The organism is Xanthobacter tagetidis, assembly GCF_003667445.1.
In the GTDB taxonomy this organism is placed as follows: domain Bacteria; phylum Pseudomonadota; class Alphaproteobacteria; order Rhizobiales; family Xanthobacteraceae; genus Xanthobacter; species Xanthobacter tagetidis.
Map to the genome: position 1 here is coordinate 280,341 of NZ_RCTF01000001.1, position 19,038 is coordinate 299,378.

18 protein-coding genes are annotated in these 19,038 nt (G+C 68.6%); all 18 read left to right on the forward strand.

Annotated features, from left to right (window positions below):
* The first annotated feature begins 157 nt into the window (after positions 1 to 157).
* Positions 158 to 727 (forward strand): peroxidase-related enzyme, encoded by a 570-nt coding sequence (locus D9R14_RS01260; protein ID WP_121621781.1) that lies wholly within the window; start codon positions 158 to 160, stop codon positions 725 to 727.
* 320 nt (positions 728 to 1,047) lie between these two features.
* Entirely contained in the window at positions 1,048 to 1,818 is a 771-nt protein-coding gene (locus tag D9R14_RS01265; protein WP_121621473.1) for an ABC transporter ATP-binding protein, read from the forward strand.
* 1 nt (position 1,819) lies between these two features.
* Positions 1,820 to 2,533 (forward strand): ABC transporter ATP-binding protein, encoded by a 714-nt coding sequence (locus tag D9R14_RS01270; RefSeq protein ID WP_121621474.1) that lies wholly within the window; start codon positions 1,820 to 1,822, stop codon positions 2,531 to 2,533.
* Positions 2,534 to 2,585: 52 nt separating this feature from the next.
* Positions 2,586 to 3,797: an ABC transporter substrate-binding protein gene (locus D9R14_RS01275; protein WP_121621475.1), complete on the forward strand. Its 1,212-nt coding sequence runs from the start codon at positions 2,586 to 2,588 to the stop codon at positions 3,795 to 3,797.
* A 60-nt stretch (positions 3,798 to 3,857) separates the two neighbouring features.
* The gene (locus D9R14_RS01280) at positions 3,858 to 4,739 is read left to right on the forward strand and encodes a branched-chain amino acid ABC transporter permease (protein ID WP_121621476.1); all 882 of its coding nucleotides are present in this window, start codon (positions 3,858 to 3,860) and stop codon (positions 4,737 to 4,739) included.
* A gap of 10 nt (positions 4,740 to 4,749) precedes the next feature.
* The gene (locus D9R14_RS01285; protein WP_121621477.1) at positions 4,750 to 5,745 is read left to right on the forward strand and encodes a branched-chain amino acid ABC transporter permease; all 996 of its coding nucleotides are present in this window, start codon (positions 4,750 to 4,752) and stop codon (positions 5,743 to 5,745) included.
* 178 nt (positions 5,746 to 5,923) lie between these two features.
* The gene (locus tag D9R14_RS01290; RefSeq protein ID WP_121621478.1) at positions 5,924 to 6,901 is read left to right on the forward strand and encodes an HlyD family secretion protein; all 978 of its coding nucleotides are present in this window, start codon (positions 5,924 to 5,926) and stop codon (positions 6,899 to 6,901) included.
* 56 nt (positions 6,902 to 6,957) lie between these two features.
* Entirely contained in the window at positions 6,958 to 7,890 is a 933-nt protein-coding gene (locus D9R14_RS01295; RefSeq protein WP_245420507.1) for an ABC transporter ATP-binding protein, read from the forward strand.
* Positions 7,887 to 9,053, forward strand: a complete 1,167-nt coding sequence (locus D9R14_RS01300; RefSeq protein ID WP_121621479.1) for an ABC transporter permease — start codon at positions 7,887 to 7,889, stop codon at positions 9,051 to 9,053. Before D9R14_RS01295 ends, D9R14_RS01300 begins: the two co-directional genes overlap by 4 nt.
* Before the next feature lie 329 nt (positions 9,054 to 9,382).
* Positions 9,383 to 11,047 carry a cytochrome-c oxidase, cbb3-type subunit I gene (gene ccoN, locus D9R14_RS01305; protein ID WP_121621480.1) on the forward strand — a complete coding sequence of 555 codons (1,665 nt, stop codon included), beginning with the start codon at positions 9,383 to 9,385 and terminating at the stop codon, positions 11,045 to 11,047.
* Between the two features lie 11 nt (positions 11,048 to 11,058).
* Positions 11,059 to 11,820 (forward strand): cytochrome-c oxidase, cbb3-type subunit II, encoded by a 762-nt coding sequence (ccoO, locus tag D9R14_RS01310; protein ID WP_121621481.1) that lies wholly within the window; start codon positions 11,059 to 11,061, stop codon positions 11,818 to 11,820.
* 3 nt (positions 11,821 to 11,823) lie between these two features.
* The gene (locus D9R14_RS01315) at positions 11,824 to 11,985 is read left to right on the forward strand and encodes a cbb3-type cytochrome c oxidase subunit 3 (RefSeq protein WP_121621482.1); all 162 of its coding nucleotides are present in this window, start codon (positions 11,824 to 11,826) and stop codon (positions 11,983 to 11,985) included.
* A gap of 4 nt (positions 11,986 to 11,989) precedes the next feature.
* On the forward strand, positions 11,990 to 12,871 hold the full coding sequence (ccoP, locus tag D9R14_RS01320; RefSeq protein WP_121621483.1) for a cytochrome-c oxidase, cbb3-type subunit III: 882 nt from the start codon (positions 11,990 to 11,992) through the stop codon (positions 12,869 to 12,871).
* A gap of 385 nt (positions 12,872 to 13,256) precedes the next feature.
* Positions 13,257 to 14,735 (forward strand): cytochrome c oxidase accessory protein CcoG, encoded by a 1,479-nt coding sequence (gene ccoG / locus D9R14_RS01325; RefSeq protein ID WP_121621484.1) that lies wholly within the window; start codon positions 13,257 to 13,259, stop codon positions 14,733 to 14,735.
* Positions 14,736 to 14,760: 25 nt separating this feature from the next.
* Positions 14,761 to 15,264 carry a FixH family protein gene (locus D9R14_RS01330; protein WP_121621783.1) on the forward strand — a complete coding sequence of 168 codons (504 nt, stop codon included), beginning with the start codon at positions 14,761 to 14,763 and terminating at the stop codon, positions 15,262 to 15,264.
* Positions 15,265 to 15,477: 213 nt separating this feature from the next.
* Positions 15,478 to 17,685, forward strand: coding sequence for a heavy metal translocating P-type ATPase (locus tag D9R14_RS01335; RefSeq protein ID WP_121621485.1), 2,208 nt, complete (start codon positions 15,478 to 15,480; stop codon positions 17,683 to 17,685).
* The gene (ccoS, locus tag D9R14_RS01340; protein ID WP_121621486.1) at positions 17,682 to 17,831 is read left to right on the forward strand and encodes a cbb3-type cytochrome oxidase assembly protein CcoS; all 150 of its coding nucleotides are present in this window, start codon (positions 17,682 to 17,684) and stop codon (positions 17,829 to 17,831) included. The genes D9R14_RS01335 and ccoS overlap by 4 nt, the downstream gene beginning before the upstream one ends.
* The gene (locus tag D9R14_RS01345) at positions 17,828 to 18,952 is read left to right on the forward strand and encodes a hypothetical protein (RefSeq protein WP_121621487.1); all 1,125 of its coding nucleotides are present in this window, start codon (positions 17,828 to 17,830) and stop codon (positions 18,950 to 18,952) included. The genes ccoS and D9R14_RS01345 overlap by 4 nt, the downstream gene beginning before the upstream one ends.
* Positions 18,953 to 19,038: the final 86 nt, after the last annotated feature.

A 19,038-nucleotide genomic window follows, 5' to 3' on the forward strand; every position in this document is an offset into this window, starting at 1 on the left:
CAGCGCTGAAAAAACGCGCACGCCCGAAAAGAAGGCGCCCGTCGCCAAGCCGGCGAAGGCCTCCCGCGCGGTCGCCGCCAAGGCCTCCGGCAAGGCTGCCGCCAAGCCCGCCGCGCGCCCGGCGCCCAAGGCCGCCGCCGCCCGCGGCCGCGACGACCTGCCGGCGATCGCGCTCGGGCTCGCCCCGGCGGAGCTGGACGCGCCGACGAAGGCCTATTTCGACAAGTGCATGGAGAAGATCGGCTTCGTTCCGAACGTGCTTGCCGCCTATGCGTTCGACATGGCGAAGCTTTCCGCCTTTTCCGCCATGTATAACGACCTCATGCTGGCGCCATCGGGCCTGACGAAGCTGGAGCGGGAGATGATCGCGGTGGCGGTCTCCAGCGTGAACCGCTGCTATTACTGCCTCACGGCCCACGGCGCGGCGGTGCGCCAGCTCTCGGGCGATCCGGTGCTCGGCGAGCAGATGGTGATGAACTATCGCGCCGCGCGGCTCGACGGCCGCCAGCGGGCCATGCTCGACTTCGCGGTCAAGCTCACAGAGCGCCCGCACGAGGTGGAGGAGGCGGACCGCGACGGCCTGCGGCGTCTCGGATTTTCCGAGCGGGACATCTGGGACATCGCCGCGGTAACGGCGTTCTTCAACATGTCGAACCGGATCGCCTCCGCCACCGACATGCGGCCTAACGAGGCCTACCACGCCCAGGCGCGCACGCCGGCGGGCTGACCCTAAGCCCGGCCGGGACGGGAGACCGCACCGGCCGGCTCGCGCGCACCGCAAGGACAGTGCCGCGACTTTACCTTTGTCCCGAAGCGGAAAATCATAAGGCAGCCGTGATATTTCACAACCGCGTGGCCAAGCCGTTAGACGAAGGCAGCATCGTTTTCCGAATTGCTTCATGCCGCTGGACCGCCTATTGACGGCGCCACGGCGCGCCGTGCTACGGTGCGCTGCAAAGAGAAGCGTGCCGCTCAAGGCGCCGTTCCAGGGACGAGTGTCGGCGGGCCCGAGAGCCGCCGGCCGAACAGCGAGGGCATACCGCGATCATGGACACTGTCTCAGACGTGCCCTACATCGTTGAAGCAACGGGTCTCACCAAAGAATTCAAGGGGTTTGCGGCGGTCAAGAACGTCGACCTGCGGATTCGCCGCAACACCATCCACGCCCTCATCGGGCCCAATGGTGCCGGCAAGACAACGTGCTTCAACCTCATCACCAAGTTCCTTGAGCCGACACGCGGAACCATCCGCCTGAACGGGCGCGACATCACGCGCACGCCGCCAGCGGACGTGGCGCGGCTCGGCATGGTTCGCTCGTTCCAGATCTCGGCAACCTTCCCCCACCTCACCGTTGTCGACAATGTGCGCATCGCGCTGCAGCGGCCGATGGGCAATTCGTTCCATTTCTGGAAGTCGGAGTCCTCGCTCGACAGCCTGAACGAGCGCGCCATGGCGCTTTTGGCCGATGTGGACCTGACCACCTATGCGGACCACCTGGCGGTGGAGCTGCCCTACGGCCGCAAGCGCGCCTTGGAGATCGCCACCACGCTGGCGCTCGACCCGGAGATGCTGCTGCTCGACGAGCCGACCTCGGGCATGGGCCGCGAGGACATCGCCCGCACCGCCGACCTCATCCGGCGCGTCTCCAAGAACCGCACCATCCTGATGGTGGAGCACAACCTTTCGGTCGTGGCGGACCTGTCCGACACGATCACGGTGCTCGCCCGCGGCGAGATCCTCACCGAGGGTCCCTATGCCGAGGTGTCCAAGAACCCGCAGGTGATCGAGGCCTATATGGGCACCGGTGGAGCGCATTGAGATGGCCGTGAACGGATCGCCTTTGCTCGACGTGAAGGACCTGCACGGCCACTATGGTGAGAGCCATGTGCTGCACGGCATGACCTTCGAGGTCCATCCCGGCGAGGTGGTGACGCTGCTCGGCCGCAACGGCGCCGGCAAGACCACCACCATGCGGGCCATCATGGGCCTGCTGCGCAAGCGCACCGGCTCCATCCGCTACGAGGGCGCGGAGACGGTCGGGCTGCCGCCGAACAAGATCGCCCGTCTCGGCATCGCGATCTGCCCCGAGGAGCGCGGCATCTTCTCCTCGCTCTCGGTGCGCGAGAACCTGCTGCTGCCGCCGGTGGTGCTGCCCGGCGGGCTGAGCGTCGACGAGATCCACGAGCTGTTCCCGCGGCTCGAGGAGCGGCGCAACAGCCAGGGCACCAAGCTTTCCGGCGGCGAGCAGCAGATGCTGGCGATCGCGCGCATCCTGCGCACCGGCGCCAAGCTGCTGCTGCTCGACGAGCCGACCGAGGGGCTCGCGCCCGTGATCGTGCAGCACATCGGCGAGATCATCCGAACCCTGAAGAAGAAGGGTTTCACCGTGCTGCTCGTCGAGCAGAACTTCCATTTCGCCTCGACCGTCGCCGACCGCCACTATGTGGTGGAGCACGGCCGGGTGGTGGACATGGTGGAAAACGACAAGATCGCGGAAAACGCGGCGCGTCTTGAAGCTTTCCTCGGCGTCTGAGCCGGGCTTCCTTGCACAATCATGCCGGCTTCGGCCGGCGGGAGGAGAACAGATGCGTCTTGCAGCCATTTTCCTGGCAGCCAGCTGCCTTGCCGGTGCCGGCGCGGCCTATGCCGCCGATCCCATCCCGGTGAAGATCGGCGTGCTCAACGACCAGTCGAGCCTCTATGCCGACCTCGGCGGACAGGGCTCGGTCTGGGCCGCCAAGAAGGCGATCGAGGACTTCGGCGCGGCGGCCAAGGGCCTGAAGGTGGACGTGATCTTCGCGGACCACCAGAACAAGGCGGACGTGGGCACCTCGGTGGCCCGCCAGTGGTATGACGTGGACGGCGTCGACGCGATCGTCGACACCCCGAACTCGGGTGTCGCGCTCGCGGTCTCCGGCGTCACCAAGGAGAAGAACAAGGTCTTCATCAATTCCGGCGCGGCCACTTCCGACCTCACCGGCAAGGCCTGCACCCCGAACACGGTGCACTGGACCTACGACACCTGGGCGCTCGCCAACGGCACCGGCAAGGCGATCGTGAAGACCGGCGGCAATACCTGGTTCTTCCTCACCGCCGACTATGCCTTCGGCCACGCTCTGGAGCGCGACACCGAAGCGGTGGTGGTCGCCAATGGCGGCAAGGTGCTCGGCAAAGTCCGCGTGCCGCTCAACAATGCCGACTTCTCGTCCTTCCTGCTGCAGGCGCAATCCTCGAAGGCGAAGATCATCGGCCTCGCCAATGCCGGCGGCGACACCATCAACTCCATCAAGCAGGCGGCCGAGTACGGCATCGTCGCGGGCGGCCAGAACCTCGCCGGACTGCTGATCTTCCTCACCGACGTGCACTCGCTCGGTCTCAAGACGGCGCAGGGCCTGAACCTGACCGCCGCCTGGTACTGGGACCAGACCGACGCCAACCGCAAGTTCGCCGACGAGTTCGCCAAGGCCAATGGCGGCAAGCGGCCGACCATGGTGCAGGCGGGCGTCTATTCCGGTGTGCTGCACTATCTGAAGGCGGTCGAGGCGCTGAAGTCCGCCAAGGACGGCGCCGCGGTGGTGGCGGAGATGAAGAAGATCCCCACCGACGACCCGCTGTTCGGCAAGGGTGAGGTGCGCGCCGACGGCCGCCACATCCACCCCATGTACCTCTACCAGGTGAAGACCCCGGCCGAATCCAAGGGCCCGTGGGACTACTACACCCTGAAGGCGACCATCCCGGCCAACGAGGCGTTCCGCCCGCTGTCCGAGAGCGATTGCCCGCTCGTCAAGAAGGGCTGATCCCTTTGTCCCGGGCCGGCCTTTCGGGGCCGGCCCGCCTTTCCTGAAGAGACACTCGCGATGTTCGAACTCCTCGGCATTCCGCCTCAGGCGCTGTTTGGCCAGCTTCTGCTCGGCCTCATCAATGGCGCGTTCTACGCCATGCTGAGCCTCGGGCTCGCGGTGATCTTCGGCCTGCTCAACGTCATCAACTTCACCCACGGCGCGCAATACATGATGGGCGCGTTCGGGGCGTGGATGCTGCTGAACTATCTCGGCATTCCCTTCTGGGGGGCGCTGGTGCTCTCACCGCTGGTGGTGGCGGTCATCGGCATGGTGATCGAGCGAACGCTCTTGCGAAGGCTCTACCACCTTGACCATCTCTACGGCCTGCTGCTCACCTTCGGCCTCGCGCTCATCATCGAGGGCCTGTTCCGGCGGCAGTACGGCTCGTCGGGCCTACCCTACGACAACCCGCTGCCGGGCGGCACCAATCTCGGCTTCATGTTCCTGCCGAACTATCGTGGCTTCGTGGTGGTGGCCTCCCTCGTCGTCTGCCTCGCGACCTGGTACGTGATCGAGCGCACCAAGCTCGGCTCCTACCTGCGCGCCGCCACGGAGCGGCCGGACCTGGTGCAGGCCTTCGGCATCGACGTTCCGCGCATGATCACGCTCACCTACGGCTTCGGCGTCGGCCTCGCCGCGCTTGCCGGCGTGCTCGCCGCGCCCGCCTACCAGGTGAGCCCCACCATGGGCTCCAATCTCATCATCATCGTGTTCGCGGTGGTGGTGATCGGCGGCATGGGCTCCATCATGGGCGCCATCGTCACCGGCTTCGGCCTCGGCGTCATCGAGGGCCTCACCAAGGTGTTCTATCCCGAGGCCTCGTCCACAGTGATCTTCGTCATCATGGCCATCGTGCTCATGGTGAAGCCCGCCGGCCTGTTCGGCACGGCCAAGTGAGGGCGCGCACATGAGCACTTCCCCGACCACCGCCGCGCCGCCCGCCGCCACCGTCCGGACGCCCCGCACCGGCATGCTCGCTTTGTTCGGCATCGCCGCCGTCGCCGTGATGCTGGTGGCGCCGTTCGGCGTCTATCCCGTGTTCCTGATGAAGGTGATGTGCTTCGCGCTGTTCGCGTGCGCCTTCAACCTGCTGCTCGGCTATACCGGGCTCCTGTCCTTCGGCCACGCCATGTTCTTCGGCGGCGCGGCCTATATCTGCGCCCACACCATCAAGGTGCTGGGCTTCTCGCCCGAGATCGGCATCCTTGCCGGCGTTGCCTTCGCCGCCTTCCTCGGGCTGCTGGCGGGCCTGCTCGCCATCCGCCGCCAGGGCATCTATTTCGCCATGGTGACGCTGGCGCTGGCGCAGATGTTCTTCTTCTTCTGCCTCCAGGCGCCGTTCACCGGCGGCGAGGACGGCCTGCAGGGCGTGCCGCGCCGGCCGCTGTTCGGGCTGATCGACATCAGCAAGGACATCAACCTCTATTACGTGGTGCTGGCGATCTTCGTGTTCGGCTTCCTCGTCATCTACCGCACCATCCATTCGCCGTTCGGGCACGTGCTGAAGGCGATCCGCGAGAACGAGCCGCGCGCCATCTCGCTCGGCTACCGGGCAAACCAGTACAAGCTGCTCGCCTTCGTGCTCTCGGCCGCGCTGACCGGGCTTGCCGGCTCCACCAAGGTGCTTGTGTTCCAGCTCGCCTCGCTCACCGACGTTGCCTGGCAGATGTCCGGCGAGGTGGTGCTGATGACGCTGGTGGGCGGCATGGGCACCATCCTCGGCCCCATCGTCGGCGCCGCCATCATCGTCACCATGCAGAACTACCTCGCCGGCCTCGGCGAATGGGTTCTGGTGATCCAGGGCGTCATCTTCGTCGCCGCCGTGTCGCTGTTCCGCCGCGGCATCGTCGGCGAGATCATCGCCATCGTCAGCTACTACCGCAGCGGCAAGCAGCAGCCCTGACCGGCTGCCGATCGGGGAGACGGAGGCACGCCTCCGTCTCGGACCGGCGCTCCGCGGCCCCGCGCCGCATTGGCCGATGCGCCGCCGGCGTGACTCTTCCCGCACGATGCGCTCTGCTGCGGTCCTCACCGGGACCGGCCGCGCCGGTCCCGGCTGGATGTTCCGTCCGAGGCCGCTTATGTGCCCGATTCACCGCCTGCGCCGCGCATCGTTCGCCGGCCTGCTTGCCATCATGCCGCTCGCCCTCGCCGCCTGCGGACAGAACGGCGCTCAGGTTTTTTCCGGCTATGTGGAGGGCGACCTGCTCTTCATCGGCCCCGAGGAGGCCGGCCGCCTCACCGGCCTCGCCGTCCGGGAGGGCGACAAGGTCAAGGCCGGGGACGTTCTGGCCCGGGTGGAGGACGACCTCCAGCAGGCCGAGGTGCGGGCCGCCGAGGCGCAGCTGAAGCAGGCGCAGGCGCAACTCGAGAACGCCCGCTCGCCGCTCCAGCGGCCCGAGGAGATCGCCATCCTGGAGGCCTCCGAGACCCGCGCCACGTCAGCACTGGACCTCTCGCGCATCGAGCTTGCCCGGCAGAAGCAGCTGGTGCCCAAGGGCGCCTCCTCGCAGGCCAATCTCGACGCCGCCCAGCATGACTACGACGAAAAGCAGGCCGCCCTCGACGAGGCCCGCCGGCGCATCTCCGCCGCCGGCATCGCCGCGCGCGAACACGAGATCGAGGCGGCCCAGCAGGCGGCCGACGCCGCCAAGGCGCAGCTGGAGGTGGCGCGCATCCGCCTTGCCCGGCGCGCTTTGAAGGCCCCGGCCGACGGGGCGGTGCAGACCGTCTATTACCGCGTCGGCGAACTGGTGCCGGAGGGCCGCCCGGTGGTCTCGGTGCTGCCGCCGGGGCTGGTGAAGGTGCGCTTCTTCGTGCCCGAGGCGGCGCTGCCCAAGGTGGCGGTGGGCCAGGAGATCGACGCCACCTGCGACGGCTGCCCGCCGCTCAAGGCCAGGGTGTCGTTCATCGCCGACGCGGCGGAGTACACGCCGCCGATCATCTACAGCCGCGAGGAGCGCGCGAAGCTGGTCTATCTGGTCGAGGCGCGGCCCGCCGATCCCGCCGCCGCCCGGCCCGGCCAGCCGGTGAGCGTGACCCTGGGGCCGAAGCCGTGAGCGAGCGCGCCGCCGCGCCGGCCGGGACTGGCGAGCGATCTGCCGCCGACGTCGCCATCGCGGTGGAAGGGCTCAGCAAGCGGTTCGGCGCGAACCTCGTGGTGGACGACCTCACCATGACGGTGAGGCGCGGCCAGATCTACGGCTTCCTCGGCCCCAACGGCTCGGGCAAGACCACGACCATCCGCATGCTGTGCGGGCTGCTCACGCCCGACGCCGGCCGCGGCACCTGCCTCGGCATGGACATCCTGACCCAGGGCCGGGAGATCCGCGCCCATGTGGGCTACATGACGCAGCGCTTCTCGCTCTACCAGGACCTGTCCGTGAAGGAGAACCTGGAGTTCGTCGCCCGCCTCTACGGCGTGCCGAAGCCCGAGGCGGCGGCGCAGGCGGCGCTGGAGCGGCTCGGCCTCAAGGGACGCGGGCGCCAGCTCGCGGGCGAACTGTCGGGGGGCTGGAAGCAACGCCTCGCGCTCGGCGCCTGCATCCTGCCGGGGCCCGACCTGCTGCTGCTCGACGAGCCCACCGCCGGCGTCGACCCCCAGGCGCGCCGCGAGTTCTGGGCGCAGATCCACGCACTGGCCGCCGAGGGGCTGACGGTGCTGGTCTCCACCCACTACATGGACGAGGCCGAGCGCTGCCACGAGATCGCGTACATCGCCTACGGCCGGCTTCTGGCCCAGGGCACGGTTGCCAACGTGATCGCCGCCTCCGGGCTTCACACCTACACCGTGGACGTGAAGGGCGAGGGGCCGCGCGAGGCGAGCCAGCGCATCACCGACCTCTCCCAGAAGCTCTCCGCGGCGCTGGGCGTCGACATGGTGGCGCCGTTCGGCACCTCGCTGCACATCTCCGGCCGCGACGCCGCGGCGCTGGAGGCCGCCATCGCCCCGTTCCGTGGCGAGCCGCACCTCGTCTGGCGCAAGGACGAGCCGACCCTGGAGGACGTGTTCATCGACCTCATGCGCGGCAAGGACGCGCGGCGATGACGGCGCGCACCGGCGTCGCCGGTTTCCTCGGCCGTGTCACGGCGATGATCGTGAAGGAATACATCCAGCTCACGCGGGACCGCGTGACCTTCGCCACCATGATCATGATCCCGCTGCTGCAGCTGGTGCTGTTCGGCTACGCCATCAACACCACGCCGCGCCACCTGCCGACCGCCGTGTTCTCGCACGAGAATTCCGACGTCTCCCGCGCCATCCTCGCCGCGCTGCGCAACACCGCCTTCTTCTCCTTCGTGCGCGAGGCGCAGAGCGTGGAGGAGGCGGAGCACCTGGTGCGCGCGGGGGAGGTGCTGTTCTTCGTCGAGATCCCGGCCGGCTTCGAGCGCAGCCTCAGGCGGGGCGACCGCCCTCAGATCCTGGTGGCGGCGGACGCCACCGACCCGGTCGGCACAGGCAACGCGCTCGCCGCGCTCTCCGGCGTGGTCGCTTCCGCGCTGGTGCGCGAGCGCTTCGTCGGCGCCATCGCCGAGGAGGCGCAGGGGCGCGAGGCCACCAGCCAGGATGCGTTCGAGATCGTCCAGCACCGGCGCTACAATCCCGCCGGCACCAGTCAGCTCAACATCGTTCCGGGCCTGCTCGGCACCATCCTCACCATGACCATGCTGATCTTCACCGCGCTCTCCGTGACGCGCGAGATCGAGCGCGGCACCATGGAGAGCCTGCTCGCCATGCCGATCCACCCGGTGGAGATCATGCTGGGCAAGATCGTGCCCTATGTGATGGTGGGCATCCTCCAGGCGGTGCTGATCCTCGGCGCCGGCATCATCCTGTTCGCGGTGCCGGTGGAGGGCAGCGTGGCGGTCCTCTCGGCGGCGACGCTGCTGTTCATCACCGCCAACCTGTCCATCGGCTACACCTTCTCCACCCTGGCGCAGAACCAGCTCCAGGCGGTGCAGATGTCGTTCATGTTCTTCCTGCCCTCCATCCTGCTGTCGGGCTTCATGTTCCCCTTCTCGGGCATGCCGCAATGGGCGCAGTGGATCGGCGAGGGACTGCCGCTCACCCATTATCTGCGCATGGTGCGCGGCATCCTGCTGAAGGGCTCCGGCCTGTCCGATCTGGTGCGCGACGGGGCGGCGCTGTTCGGCCTGATGCTGCTCGCCATGGGCATCGCCGTGGCGCGCTTCCGCCAGACGCTTGATTGATCCGGCAAGGTACAAGGCGCAGCTTTGCCGCGCGGCAAGATGCCGCCAAGCTGACCGGCCGAAATCTCTCTTTCGGCGAATGAAAAACAGGCGCCGGGACGAGCCGAAAGCGACATCAACCTGAGGGTGAGTTGGTCGGGCAATAGTATGGTGGAAGATCAATCCGCCGGAAGTCGCTGATAAACCGCGACCCGCCGCCGCAGCGCGCATGCGCCACGCGGCCTCACGCACCTTTGACCTGTATCAAGGTGAAATTGGGACCGCCGCGCATGGTGCGGCCTGGGTCCAGCGGCCGAGATTCCATTGCTGCGGAGCGAGGGGTTCTGCATATGTCAACCATACAAGATCCAATCCAGGCCCCGGCCAAGTCGATGAGATTCGGCGAGATGGCGGCGCTGGTGGGCTTCTCCGCCTTCGCCTTTCTCTCCATCATCATTGCGGCCAAGGCGTACACACCGGAATACGCGTTCCACGCCTATCTGTTCGCCGCGGCGAGCATCGCCAGCGTGTTCGCGATCGGCAACCGCTACATGAACCGCCCGGCGGGTGCGGTGCCGCAGTTCATCGACGGCAAGCCGAACTACAATTTCGACGTGGTGAAGGTGGGCACCATCTTCGCGGTGGTGTGGGGCATCGCCGGCTTCCTGGTGGGCGTGATCGCCGCGCTCCAGCTCGCCTTCCCCATGTTCAACTTCGACCTGCCCTGGATTTCCTTCGGCCGGCTGCGGCCGCTGCACACCTCGGCGGTGATCTTCGCGTTCGGCGGCAACGTGCTGATCGCCACCTCCTTCTACGTGGTGCAGCGCACCTCGCGCGCGCGCCTCGCGGGCGATATCGCGCCGTGGTTCGTCATCCTGGGCTACAACTTCTTCATCGTGATCGCGGGCACCGGCTATCTCCTGGGCATCACGCAGTCGAAGGAATACGCCGAGCCGGAATGGTATTCCGACCTGTTCCTGACGGTGGTCTGGGTCACATATTTCCTGGTCTTCCTGGTGACGGTTCTGAAGCGGACCGAGCCGCATATCTATGTGGCCAACTGGTTCTACTTCGCCTTTATCATCACCATCGCGGTCCTGCACCTGGGCAACAATGCGACGATCCCGATCTCACTGTTCTCGCCCAAGTCCTACATCGTCTGGTCCGGCGTGCAGGACGCCATGTTCCAATGGTGGTACGGACACAACGCGGTGGGCTTCTTCCTCACCGCCGGCTTCCTCGCCTTGATGTACTACTTCATCCCGAAGCGGGCGGACCGGCCGGTCTATTCCTACCGGCTGTCCATCGTCCACTTCTGGGCGCTGATCTTCATCTACATCTGGGCCGGCCCGCATCATTTGCACTACACGGCGCTGCCGGACTGGGCGCAGACGCTGGGCATGACCTTCTCGGTGATCCTGTGGATGCCCTCCTGGGGCGGCATGATCAACGGCCTCATGACGCTCTCGGGCGCCTGGGACAAGCTGCGCACCGACCCGGTCATCCGCATGATGGTGGTGGCGGTCGCATTCTACGGCATGTCGACCTTCGAGGGTCCGATGATGTCGGTGAAGGCGGTGAACTCGCTCAGCCACTACACCGAATGGACCATCGGCCACGTGCATTCCGGCGCGCTGGGCTGGGTCGCCTACATCTCGTTCGGCGCCATCTACTGCCTGGTGCCCTGGCTCTGGCATAAGAGAGAAATGTATTCGATGAAGGCCGTGTCCTGGCACTTCTGGGTCTCGACCCTCGGCATCGTGCTCTACATCTCCTCCATGTGGGTGGCGGGCATCCTCCAGGGCCTGATGTGGCGCGCTTATACCAAGCTCGGCTTCCTGGAATACTCGTTCATCGAGACGGTGGAAGCCATGCACCCGCTCTACGTGATCCGGGCGGCCGGCGGCATCCTGTTCCTCGCGGGCGCCCTCATCATGGCCTGGAACGTCTGGAAGACCATCACCATGCCCGAAGCCGCCGCCGAGCCCAAGCTCGCGCTGGCGCCGGCGGAATGACGGAGGCAGACATGGCGTCCCAAGGAACGTCCACCAGCACGTCGATCTGGTCCAAGCACCAGATTTTCGAGAAGCACTCCTACTGGCTGATGCTGGGCATCCTCGTGATGATCTCCATCGGCGGCCTGGTGGAGATCGCACCGCTCTTCTACCTGAAGAGCACCATCGAGAAGGTGGAGGGCATGCGGCCCTACACGCCGCTGGAACTCGCCGGGCGCAACATCTATGTGCGGGAGGGCTGCTACAACTGCCACTCGCAGATGATCCGCCCGCTGCGCGACGAGGTGGAGCGCTACGGCCACTACTCGCTGGCGGCCGAAAGCATGTACGACCGCCCGTTCCAGTGGGGCTCCAAGCGCACGGGCCCGGACCTTGCCCGCGTCGGCGGCAAGTATTCGGACCTCTGGCACCTGGAGCACCTCAACAATCCGCGTGCGGTGGTGCCGGCGTCCATCATGCCGTCCTATCCGTGGCTGGCGCAGACCCGCCTGAACGCCAAGCACATCGCGGAAGACTTGCGCGTGCAGCAGATTCTCGGCGTGCCCTACACGGACGAGATGATCGAGAAGGCGCAGCAGGACCTGAAGACTCAGGCCACCAGCGACGCCGACGACGCGGACGGCCTGCAGAAGCGCTACCCGAAGGCCCAGGTGCGCGACTTCGACGCCAATCCGGGCACCATCACCGAGGCGGACGCGCTGATCGCCTACCTCCAGATGCTCGGCACGCTCGTGGACTTCAAGCTCTACGACAACAAGGCGAACGTGAGGTGAGCCATGAGCGATACCTATAACGCCCTCGCCGGGTTCGCCCAGACCTTCGGTCTCATCCTGTTCGTCGCCGCTTTCGCGGCGGTGGTGGCCTACGTTTTCTGGCCGTCGAAGAAGCGCAAGAAGGACTTCGACGACGCCGCCCAAATTCCTCTCAAGGAGGATTGATCCGGTGAGCACGACACACGATCACCACGGTCCCGTGGACCCGGCAACGGGCGTCTCCACCACCGGCCACGAGTGGGACGGCATTTCCGAGCTGAACAACCCGCTGCCGCGCTGGTGGCTCTGGGTGTGGTACGCCACCATCGTCTGGGCGGTGGGCTATTGGCTGCTGTACCCGGCCTGGCCGCTGATCTCCGGCGCCACGCCCGGCCTGCTCGGCTGGAACTCGCGCGCGGCGGTGCAGATCCAGATCGCCGACCTCAACGCGCTGCGCGCCGAGAGCGCGGCCAAGCTCGCCAGCGCCTCGCTCGAACAGATCGAGCAGACACCGGCGCTCCTGAACCTCGCCCGGGCGCAGGGCCGTGTCGCCTTTGCCGACAATTGCGCGCCCTGCCACGGCGCGGGCGGCGGCGGTGCCACCGGCTATCCCAACCTCAACGACGACGACTGGCTCTGGGGCGGCTCGCTGCCGCAGATTCAGCAGACCATCCAGTACGGCATCCGGTCCGGTGATCCGGACGCGCACCAGGGCAACATGCCCGCCTTCGGCAAGGACGGCATTCTCCAGAAGCCGGAAATCTCGGCCGTGGCGGACTATGTGCGGGTGCTCGCCGGGCTGCAGAAGCCGGGCGCCGACCAGGCCAAGGGCCAGGAGGTCTATGCCGCCAACTGCGCCGCCTGCCACGGCGACGACGGCAAGGGCAACCAGGAGCTCGGCGCCCCGAACCTGACTGACGGCATCTGGCTCTACGGCTCCGACAAGGCCACCATCGAGCAGGGCATCATCAACGGCCGCGGCAACGTGATGCCCGCATGGCACGCGCGTCTCGATGCCACCACCATCAAGGCGCTGACGGTCTACGTCCACTCGCTGGGCGGCGGCCGCTGATCGCCCGCACCGTGGGGACCGCAGGGGTCCCCGGTGAGAAGCAAGGGCGCTGCGCGAAGCCGGACCGGCTCGCGCAGCGCCCGTATTCCGCGATGTCAAAACGTCGCGCGGCCAATCGCGGCGCGACGAGATGGCGGCCTGACCGGTGCAACATTCTAGATTACGAATGTTGCAAGACCTCCAAGGTCTCTCCCGGGCCGGCCTGACTCAGGATGTCCGTCGCCCTTCGGCGCCGGGCGCATCCTGGGACCAATCCTCCGAGGGGGCACGGAGGGCGCCCGGGCCGCACGGTACGACGGCCAGGATCGGGCAAGGAAGGTCCAGGAAGGACCGTGGCATCTGCTCCCGCCGAAGCGAGGCGGGGCCAAACTCGGCGATCGATACGATGACTGCCCTGTCAACGAAGCCCAAGCAGACGAGCGCGGCGGACGCCGCGGTGCTGGCGCATGCCGCGGACGTGGACGACATTCCGCTCTACGAGGCGCGCAAGCAGATCTATCCGCAGAGCGTCCACGGCCGCTTCCGCACCATCAAGTGGATCGTGCTCGCGATCACGCTCGGCATCTATTACTTCCTGCCCTTCGTGCGCTGGGACCGGGGCCCGGACGCGCCGAGCCAGGCGGTGCTGATCGACTTCCCCAACCGGCGCTTCTACTTCTTCTTCCTGGAGATCTGGCCGCAGGAATTCTACTACGTCGCCGGCCTGCTGATCCTCGCCGCCCTGATCCTATTCCTGATGAATGCGGTCGCGGGGCGTGTGTGGTGCGGCTACATGTGCCCGCAAACCGTGTGGACCGACCTGTTCATGGCGGTGGAGCGCCTGATCGAGGGCGACCGGCGCGAGCGCATGCGCTCGGACGCGGCGCCCTGGACGCTCGACAAGTTCGCCCACAAGACACTCAAGCACTCGGTCTGGCTCTTGATCGCCTGGTGGACCGGCGGCGCCTGGGTGCTCTATTTCGCCGACGCGCCGACTTTGGTGGTGGAACTCGCCACCTTCCAGGCGCCGGCGATCGCCTACATGTCCATCGGCGTGCTCACCTTCACCACCTATGCCCTCGCCGGGCACATGCGCGAGCAGGTGTGCACCTATATGTGCCCGTGGCCGCGCATCCAGGCGGCGCTGACGGACGAGTATGCGCTCAACGTCACCTATCTCTACGACCGCGGCGAGCCCCGCGCCTCCGTGAAGAAGGCGGCTGCGGCGCGCGCCCACGGCGAGAAGGCCGGCGACTGCATCGACTGCGACCAGTGCGTCGCCGTATGCCCCACCGGCGTCGACATCCGCAATGGCATGCAACTCGCCTGCATCCAGTGCGGCCTGTGCATCGATGCGTGCAACACCGTGATGACCAAGGTGGGCCGCCCGGGCAACCTCATCACCTATGAGAGCGAGGCGAACCTTGAGGCGCGCATCGCCGGCAAGCCGTTCGTGCAGCGCATCATCCGGCCGCGCACGGTGCTCTATGTGGCGCTGATCGTGCTGGCCTGCGGGCTGATGCTGACGGCGCTGATCGGCCGTTCCACCGAGGGCATCGCCGCGATCCACGACCGCAATCCGGTGTTCGTGCGCCTGTCCGACGGCGCGATCCGCAACGCCTACACTGTTCGGCTCACCAACAAGCAGCTCGCCGAGCGCACCTTCGCGCTCTCGGTGGACGGCGTGCCGGGCGCGCAGCTGGAGGTGATCGGCGACGAGGCGGACCGGCTGGTGGTGGGACCCGACCAGACGCGCGAGCTGCGGGTGCTGGTGACCACCCGCGACAAGCTGGAGCCCGGCGCCTCGCTGCCGGTCACGTTCGTGCTGCGCGATAAGGATGCGGACCTGAGCGCCAGGGTCGCGGACCACTTCATCGGGCCTTGAGGGGGCGATCATGACGGAGCATGCCATGACGGCAGACCGAGGCGGCGGCGGACGTCCCCGCGAGATCACCGGTCGGACGGTGCTGTTCGCCCTCCTCGCCTTCTTCGGCGTGGTGGTGGGCGTGAACGTGGTCATGGCGCGGTTCGCCGTCACCACCTTCGCCGGGGTGGAGACCGAGAGCTCCTACAAGGCCGGCCTCGCCTTCAAGGGCGAGCTCGCCGCCGCCGAGCGGCAGGAGGCGCGCCACTGGGCGGTGGACGTCAGCCTTGAGTCCGCCGGCCAGGACCGCACCGTCCTGGTGCGCGCCACGGACGCCGCCGGGCAGCCGCTGGTCGGGCTCGTGGCCGACGGGCGGCTGGCCCATCCGACCGACGGACGCCGGGACGTCGACCTCGATATCGAGCCTTTGGGCCAGGGTCGCTACCGCGCCAAGGCCGCGGCGGGGCCGGGCCAGTGGGATCTGGTGATTGATTTCTCGCAAGGCGGCGAACGCGTGTTCCGGTCCAAGAATCGGGTGCAGCTTCCGTAAGCCTCCGAGGGCAAGCCGGCCGCGAGCCGGGATCCCGAGGGAGCGTCGAGACTGTCGGACAGCACGTCCAGTCACCGGCTGTCCGGGCCTTGGAGTACGATAGGACGGCCGGTTCGTCGCGCCGGCGCGCTATCGTACTCCTTCTCTAATTTCAGGCGGCCGGCGCGGACAGGGCTGGCCGCGGTGCACGCGGGAAGGATGCCCGGAGTGGGTATGGCCCAGGCAGTCGACTACTCGATGTTCGTCGCCAAGGGGGAGGACGGCCTTCCCCAGATGAGCCTCGCCGTCGACGGCATCGACTGCGCCGCCTGCATCGGCGACATCGAGAAGGGGGTCGCGGCGCTGCCCGGCGTGGTGCGCGCCCGCCTCAACTACTCCACCCACCGCTTGACCGTCGCCTTTGAGGAGGACACGGCGCCTGCTGCGGTGGTGGGGCGGCTGGAGGCGCTCGGCTATCGCGCCCATCCGTTCGCCGGCCGCGCCGAGGAGAGCGAGGCGCGCCACGCGCAATGGCTGCTGCGCTGCCTCGGCGTGGCGGGCTTCGCGGGCATGAACATCATGCTGCTGTCGGTCTCGGTGTGGTCCGGCAACGTCACCGACATCACCCCCGAGACGCGCGACTTCTTCCACTGGATTTCCGCGCTCATCGCGCTTCCGGCGGCGGCCTATGCGGGCCAGCCCTTCTTCCAGAGCGCCATGCGGGCGCTGCGCACCCGCACGCTCAACATGGACGTGCCGATCACCCTCGGCGTCCTGCTCGCGCTCGGCATGAGCGTGGTGGAGACCGCGCTGAGCCAGGAGCACGCTTATTTCGACAGCGCCATCATGCTGCTGTTCTTCCTTTTGGCGGGCCGCTACCTCGACCATGAGGCGCGCCGGCGCACCCGCGCGGTGGCCGGGAACGTCGCGGCGCTGCGGGGCGACATGGCGCACCGGCTGGAGGCGGACGGCGCGCAGGTGCTGGTGCCGGTGCAGGCGCTCAAGCCCGGCGACCTGATCCTGGTCGCGGCCGGCGAGCGGGTGGGCGCGGACGGCGAGGTGGTCGCCGGCGCCTCCGCCGTCGACGAGGCGCTGGTGACGGGCGAGACCCTGCCGCGGGTGCTGGCGGCCGGCGATCATGTCTATGCAGGCAGCCTCAATGGCGCCGGGGCCATCACGGTGCGCGTCACCGCTGGCGGCGAGAATACGCTGGTGGACGACGTGCAGCGCCTGCTCGACGGCGCGCTCGCCGCCAAGAACCGCTATGTGCGCCTCGCAGACCGGGTATCGCGCCTCTACGCCCCCGTGGTCCACCTCACTGCGCTCCTGTCCGCCATCGGCTGGCTCGCCTACGGCGCCGGGCTGCACCAGGCGGTGATGATCGCGGTGGCGGTGCTCATCATCACCTGCCCCTGCGCCCTCGCGCTCGCGGTTCCGGCGGTCCAGGTGACGGCCACCGGCCGCCTGTTCCGCGCCGGGCTCCTGGTGAATGCCGGCGACATGCTGGAGCGGCTCGCCGGCGTCGACACCGTGGTGTTCGACAAGACCGGCACGCTGACCCTCCCCGATCCCGCCTTGCGCCTGCCTGCGGGGGCCGACCCCGCGCTTCTCGCGCTCGCCGGCCGGCTCGCGGCCGCGAGCCGCCATCCGCTCGCCCGCGTGGTCGCGGCCCATGCGGACGGCCCGCCCCTCGCCGAGGTGCAGGAGGACAGCGGCCAGGGCGTGCGCGCCCTGGTGGACGGCGTCGAGGCCCGCCTCGGCAGCCTCGCCTTCTGCGGCGCACAGGCGCCCGCCGATCTGCCTCCCAGCTCCTCGCTCATGGCCGTGCGGCACGGCGCGCGCACGCTCGTCATGGGCGTCGACCAGGAGCTTCGGCCCGACGCCATAGCCGTGGTCGACGCCCTCAAGGCGCGCGGGCTCGATGTCCTGATCTTCTCCGGCGACCGCCCGGCGGCGGTGGCGCCGGTGGCCTGCGCGCTCGGCATCGCGCGGTTCGAGGCCGGCATGAAGCCCGCCGACAAGATTGCCGCGCTCGACCGGCTCAAGGCCGAGGGCCGCAGCGTGCTGATGGTGGGCGACGGGCTCAACGACGCACCGGCGCTCGCCGCCGCCGCGGTCTCGCTCTCCCCCGCCACCGGGGCCGCGGTGACGCAGGCCCATGCGGACGCCGTGTTCCTGGGCCGCCGCCTGCTGCCGGTGCTGACGGCGGTGGACGGCGCGCGGGTGGCGGCACGGCTGATGCGCCAGAACCTCGGGCTCGCCATCCTCTACAATTTCATCGCGGTGCCGCTTGCCATTGCGGGGCTTGTCACGCCTCTGGTGGCGGCGCTCGCCATGTCCGGCTCGTCGATCCTCGTCACGCTGAATGCCTTGCGCGCGGCGCGGCCTGGCCGCAAGGATGAGGCCGCCGAAGCCATCGCCCTCAAGGAGGCGACCGCATGAACGTGCTCGTCTATCTGGTGCCGCTCGCGCTGCTGCTCGGGCTGGGCGGTCTCTTCGCCTTCCTGTGGAGCCTGAAGAGCGGCCAGTATGAAGACCTCGACGGGGCCGCGGTGCGCGTCCTGTCCGACGACGACCTCGCCAAATGAGACCGGCGGTGGGCGTCGCCGCGCCGCGCGCGGGCATGCTGGTATGCGTGTGCGACCCGCAGCTGGACGTGCCCGCCAACGACAATGCCCGCGGCCCCGCCGGCATCGTGCCGCTGGCGCTCGGCTTCGCCTTCGCGGTGCTGGCGCAGACGGTGGCTTCCGCCGCGCTGCCGCTCGCGGGCGCCCAGCTCGCCCCGCGGGAAGGGCTGGCGACCCTGCCATTCGCGGCGATGCTGCTCGGTGCCGCGCTCGCCTCCTTCCCCGCCTCGTTCCTGCGCGATGCGTTCGGCCGGCGCACCGGCTTCGCGCTCGGCGCCTCGCTCGGCATCGCCGGCGGCGTGCTGCTCGCGGCGGCGCTGGTGCAGCGCCAGTTCGCCTGGGCCTGCCTCGGCGCCCTGTGGCTCGGCATGGCGCAGGGCTTCTCCTTCTTCTACCGGCACGAGGCCGCGGCCGCGTCGGGCCGCCCGGCCGCCGCCACAGCCGGCGTTCTCGCGGGCGGCCTTCTGGCCGCGCTCGCCGGGCCGACGCTGGCCGCGTTCGCGGAGGACCTCGTCGCCCCCTATTTCCTGGTGGGCGCGGCCGGGCTCGCGGCGCTCGCGCACACCGCCTCGCTCGGCGTCGCGGTGCGCCTCGCGCCCGATCCGCTGCCGGTGTTCCGCGCCAAGGAGTGCGCACCGCTCTCGGCCATCGCCGTGCCGACGGCGCTCGGCGCGCTCGCCTGGTTCGGCATGAACGCGGTGATGTCCGGCGCACCGCTCGGGCTGGTGGGCTGCGGCATCGGCGAAGCCGCTGTGTTCGGCTTCGTCGCCCTGCACGTGGCCGCCATGTATGCCCCCGCCGTGCCGCTGGCGCTCCTGGGCGACCGGGTGCCGCCCTATGCACTCGCCGTGCTCGGCGTGGCGCTGGTGGCGCTCGCGGTGCCACTCGACCTGATGCGCACACCGGAGGCGATCACCGCTGCGCTGGTGATGGTCGGCGCCGGCTGGTCGGTGGCGACCGTGGGCGCGACCTCCGCCATCTACCGCGCCGGCCCGCCGGGGCGCCTCGCGCTGGCGCTGCATGACGGCGGCCTGTTCCTCGCCGCCATCCTCGGCGCGATCGCCGGCGGCCTCATGGCCTGATGTCGGAGCGCGGGTTCCGGCGCCGCGCGTGCGCGGCTATAAGCTGGCCCTGATCCGAAGGGCGCTTCGCCGCCCGCCGAGCGAGG

Excerpts from the sequence above, each read along its gene's own strand:
- D9R14_RS01315 (WP_121621482.1), top strand. The coding sequence starts at position 11,824 with ATGAGCGATACCTATAACGCCCTCGCCGGGTTCGCCCAGACCTTCGGT.
- D9R14_RS01285 (WP_121621477.1), top strand. The coding sequence starts at position 4,750 with ATGAGCACTTCCCCGACCACCGCCGCGCCGCCCGCCGCCACCGTCCGG.
- D9R14_RS01300 (WP_121621479.1), top strand. The coding sequence starts at position 7,887 with ATGACGGCGCGCACCGGCGTCGCCGGTTTCCTCGGCCGTGTCACGGCG.
- D9R14_RS01330 (WP_121621783.1), top strand. The coding sequence starts at position 14,761 with ATGACGGCAGACCGAGGCGGCGGCGGACGTCCCCGCGAGATCACCGGT.
- ccoG (WP_121621484.1), top strand. The coding sequence starts at position 13,257 with ATGACTGCCCTGTCAACGAAGCCCAAGCAGACGAGCGCGGCGGACGCC.
- ccoO (WP_121621481.1), top strand. The coding sequence starts at position 11,059 with ATGGCGTCCCAAGGAACGTCCACCAGCACGTCGATCTGGTCCAAGCAC.
- D9R14_RS01270 (WP_121621474.1), top strand. The coding sequence starts at position 1,820 with ATGGCCGTGAACGGATCGCCTTTGCTCGACGTGAAGGACCTGCACGGC.
- D9R14_RS01290 (WP_121621478.1), top strand. The coding sequence starts at position 5,924 with ATGTGCCCGATTCACCGCCTGCGCCGCGCATCGTTCGCCGGCCTGCTT.
- D9R14_RS01335 (WP_121621485.1), top strand. The coding sequence starts at position 15,478 with ATGGCCCAGGCAGTCGACTACTCGATGTTCGTCGCCAAGGGGGAGGAC.
- D9R14_RS01280 (WP_121621476.1), top strand. The coding sequence starts at position 3,858 with ATGTTCGAACTCCTCGGCATTCCGCCTCAGGCGCTGTTTGGCCAGCTT.
- D9R14_RS01265 (WP_121621473.1), top strand. The coding sequence starts at position 1,048 with ATGGACACTGTCTCAGACGTGCCCTACATCGTTGAAGCAACGGGTCTC.
- ccoS (WP_121621486.1), top strand. The coding sequence starts at position 17,682 with ATGAACGTGCTCGTCTATCTGGTGCCGCTCGCGCTGCTGCTCGGGCTG.
- D9R14_RS01345 (WP_121621487.1), top strand. The coding sequence starts at position 17,828 with ATGAGACCGGCGGTGGGCGTCGCCGCGCCGCGCGCGGGCATGCTGGTA.
- D9R14_RS01275 (WP_121621475.1), top strand. The coding sequence starts at position 2,586 with ATGCGTCTTGCAGCCATTTTCCTGGCAGCCAGCTGCCTTGCCGGTGCC.
- ccoN (WP_121621480.1), top strand. The coding sequence starts at position 9,383 with ATGTCAACCATACAAGATCCAATCCAGGCCCCGGCCAAGTCGATGAGA.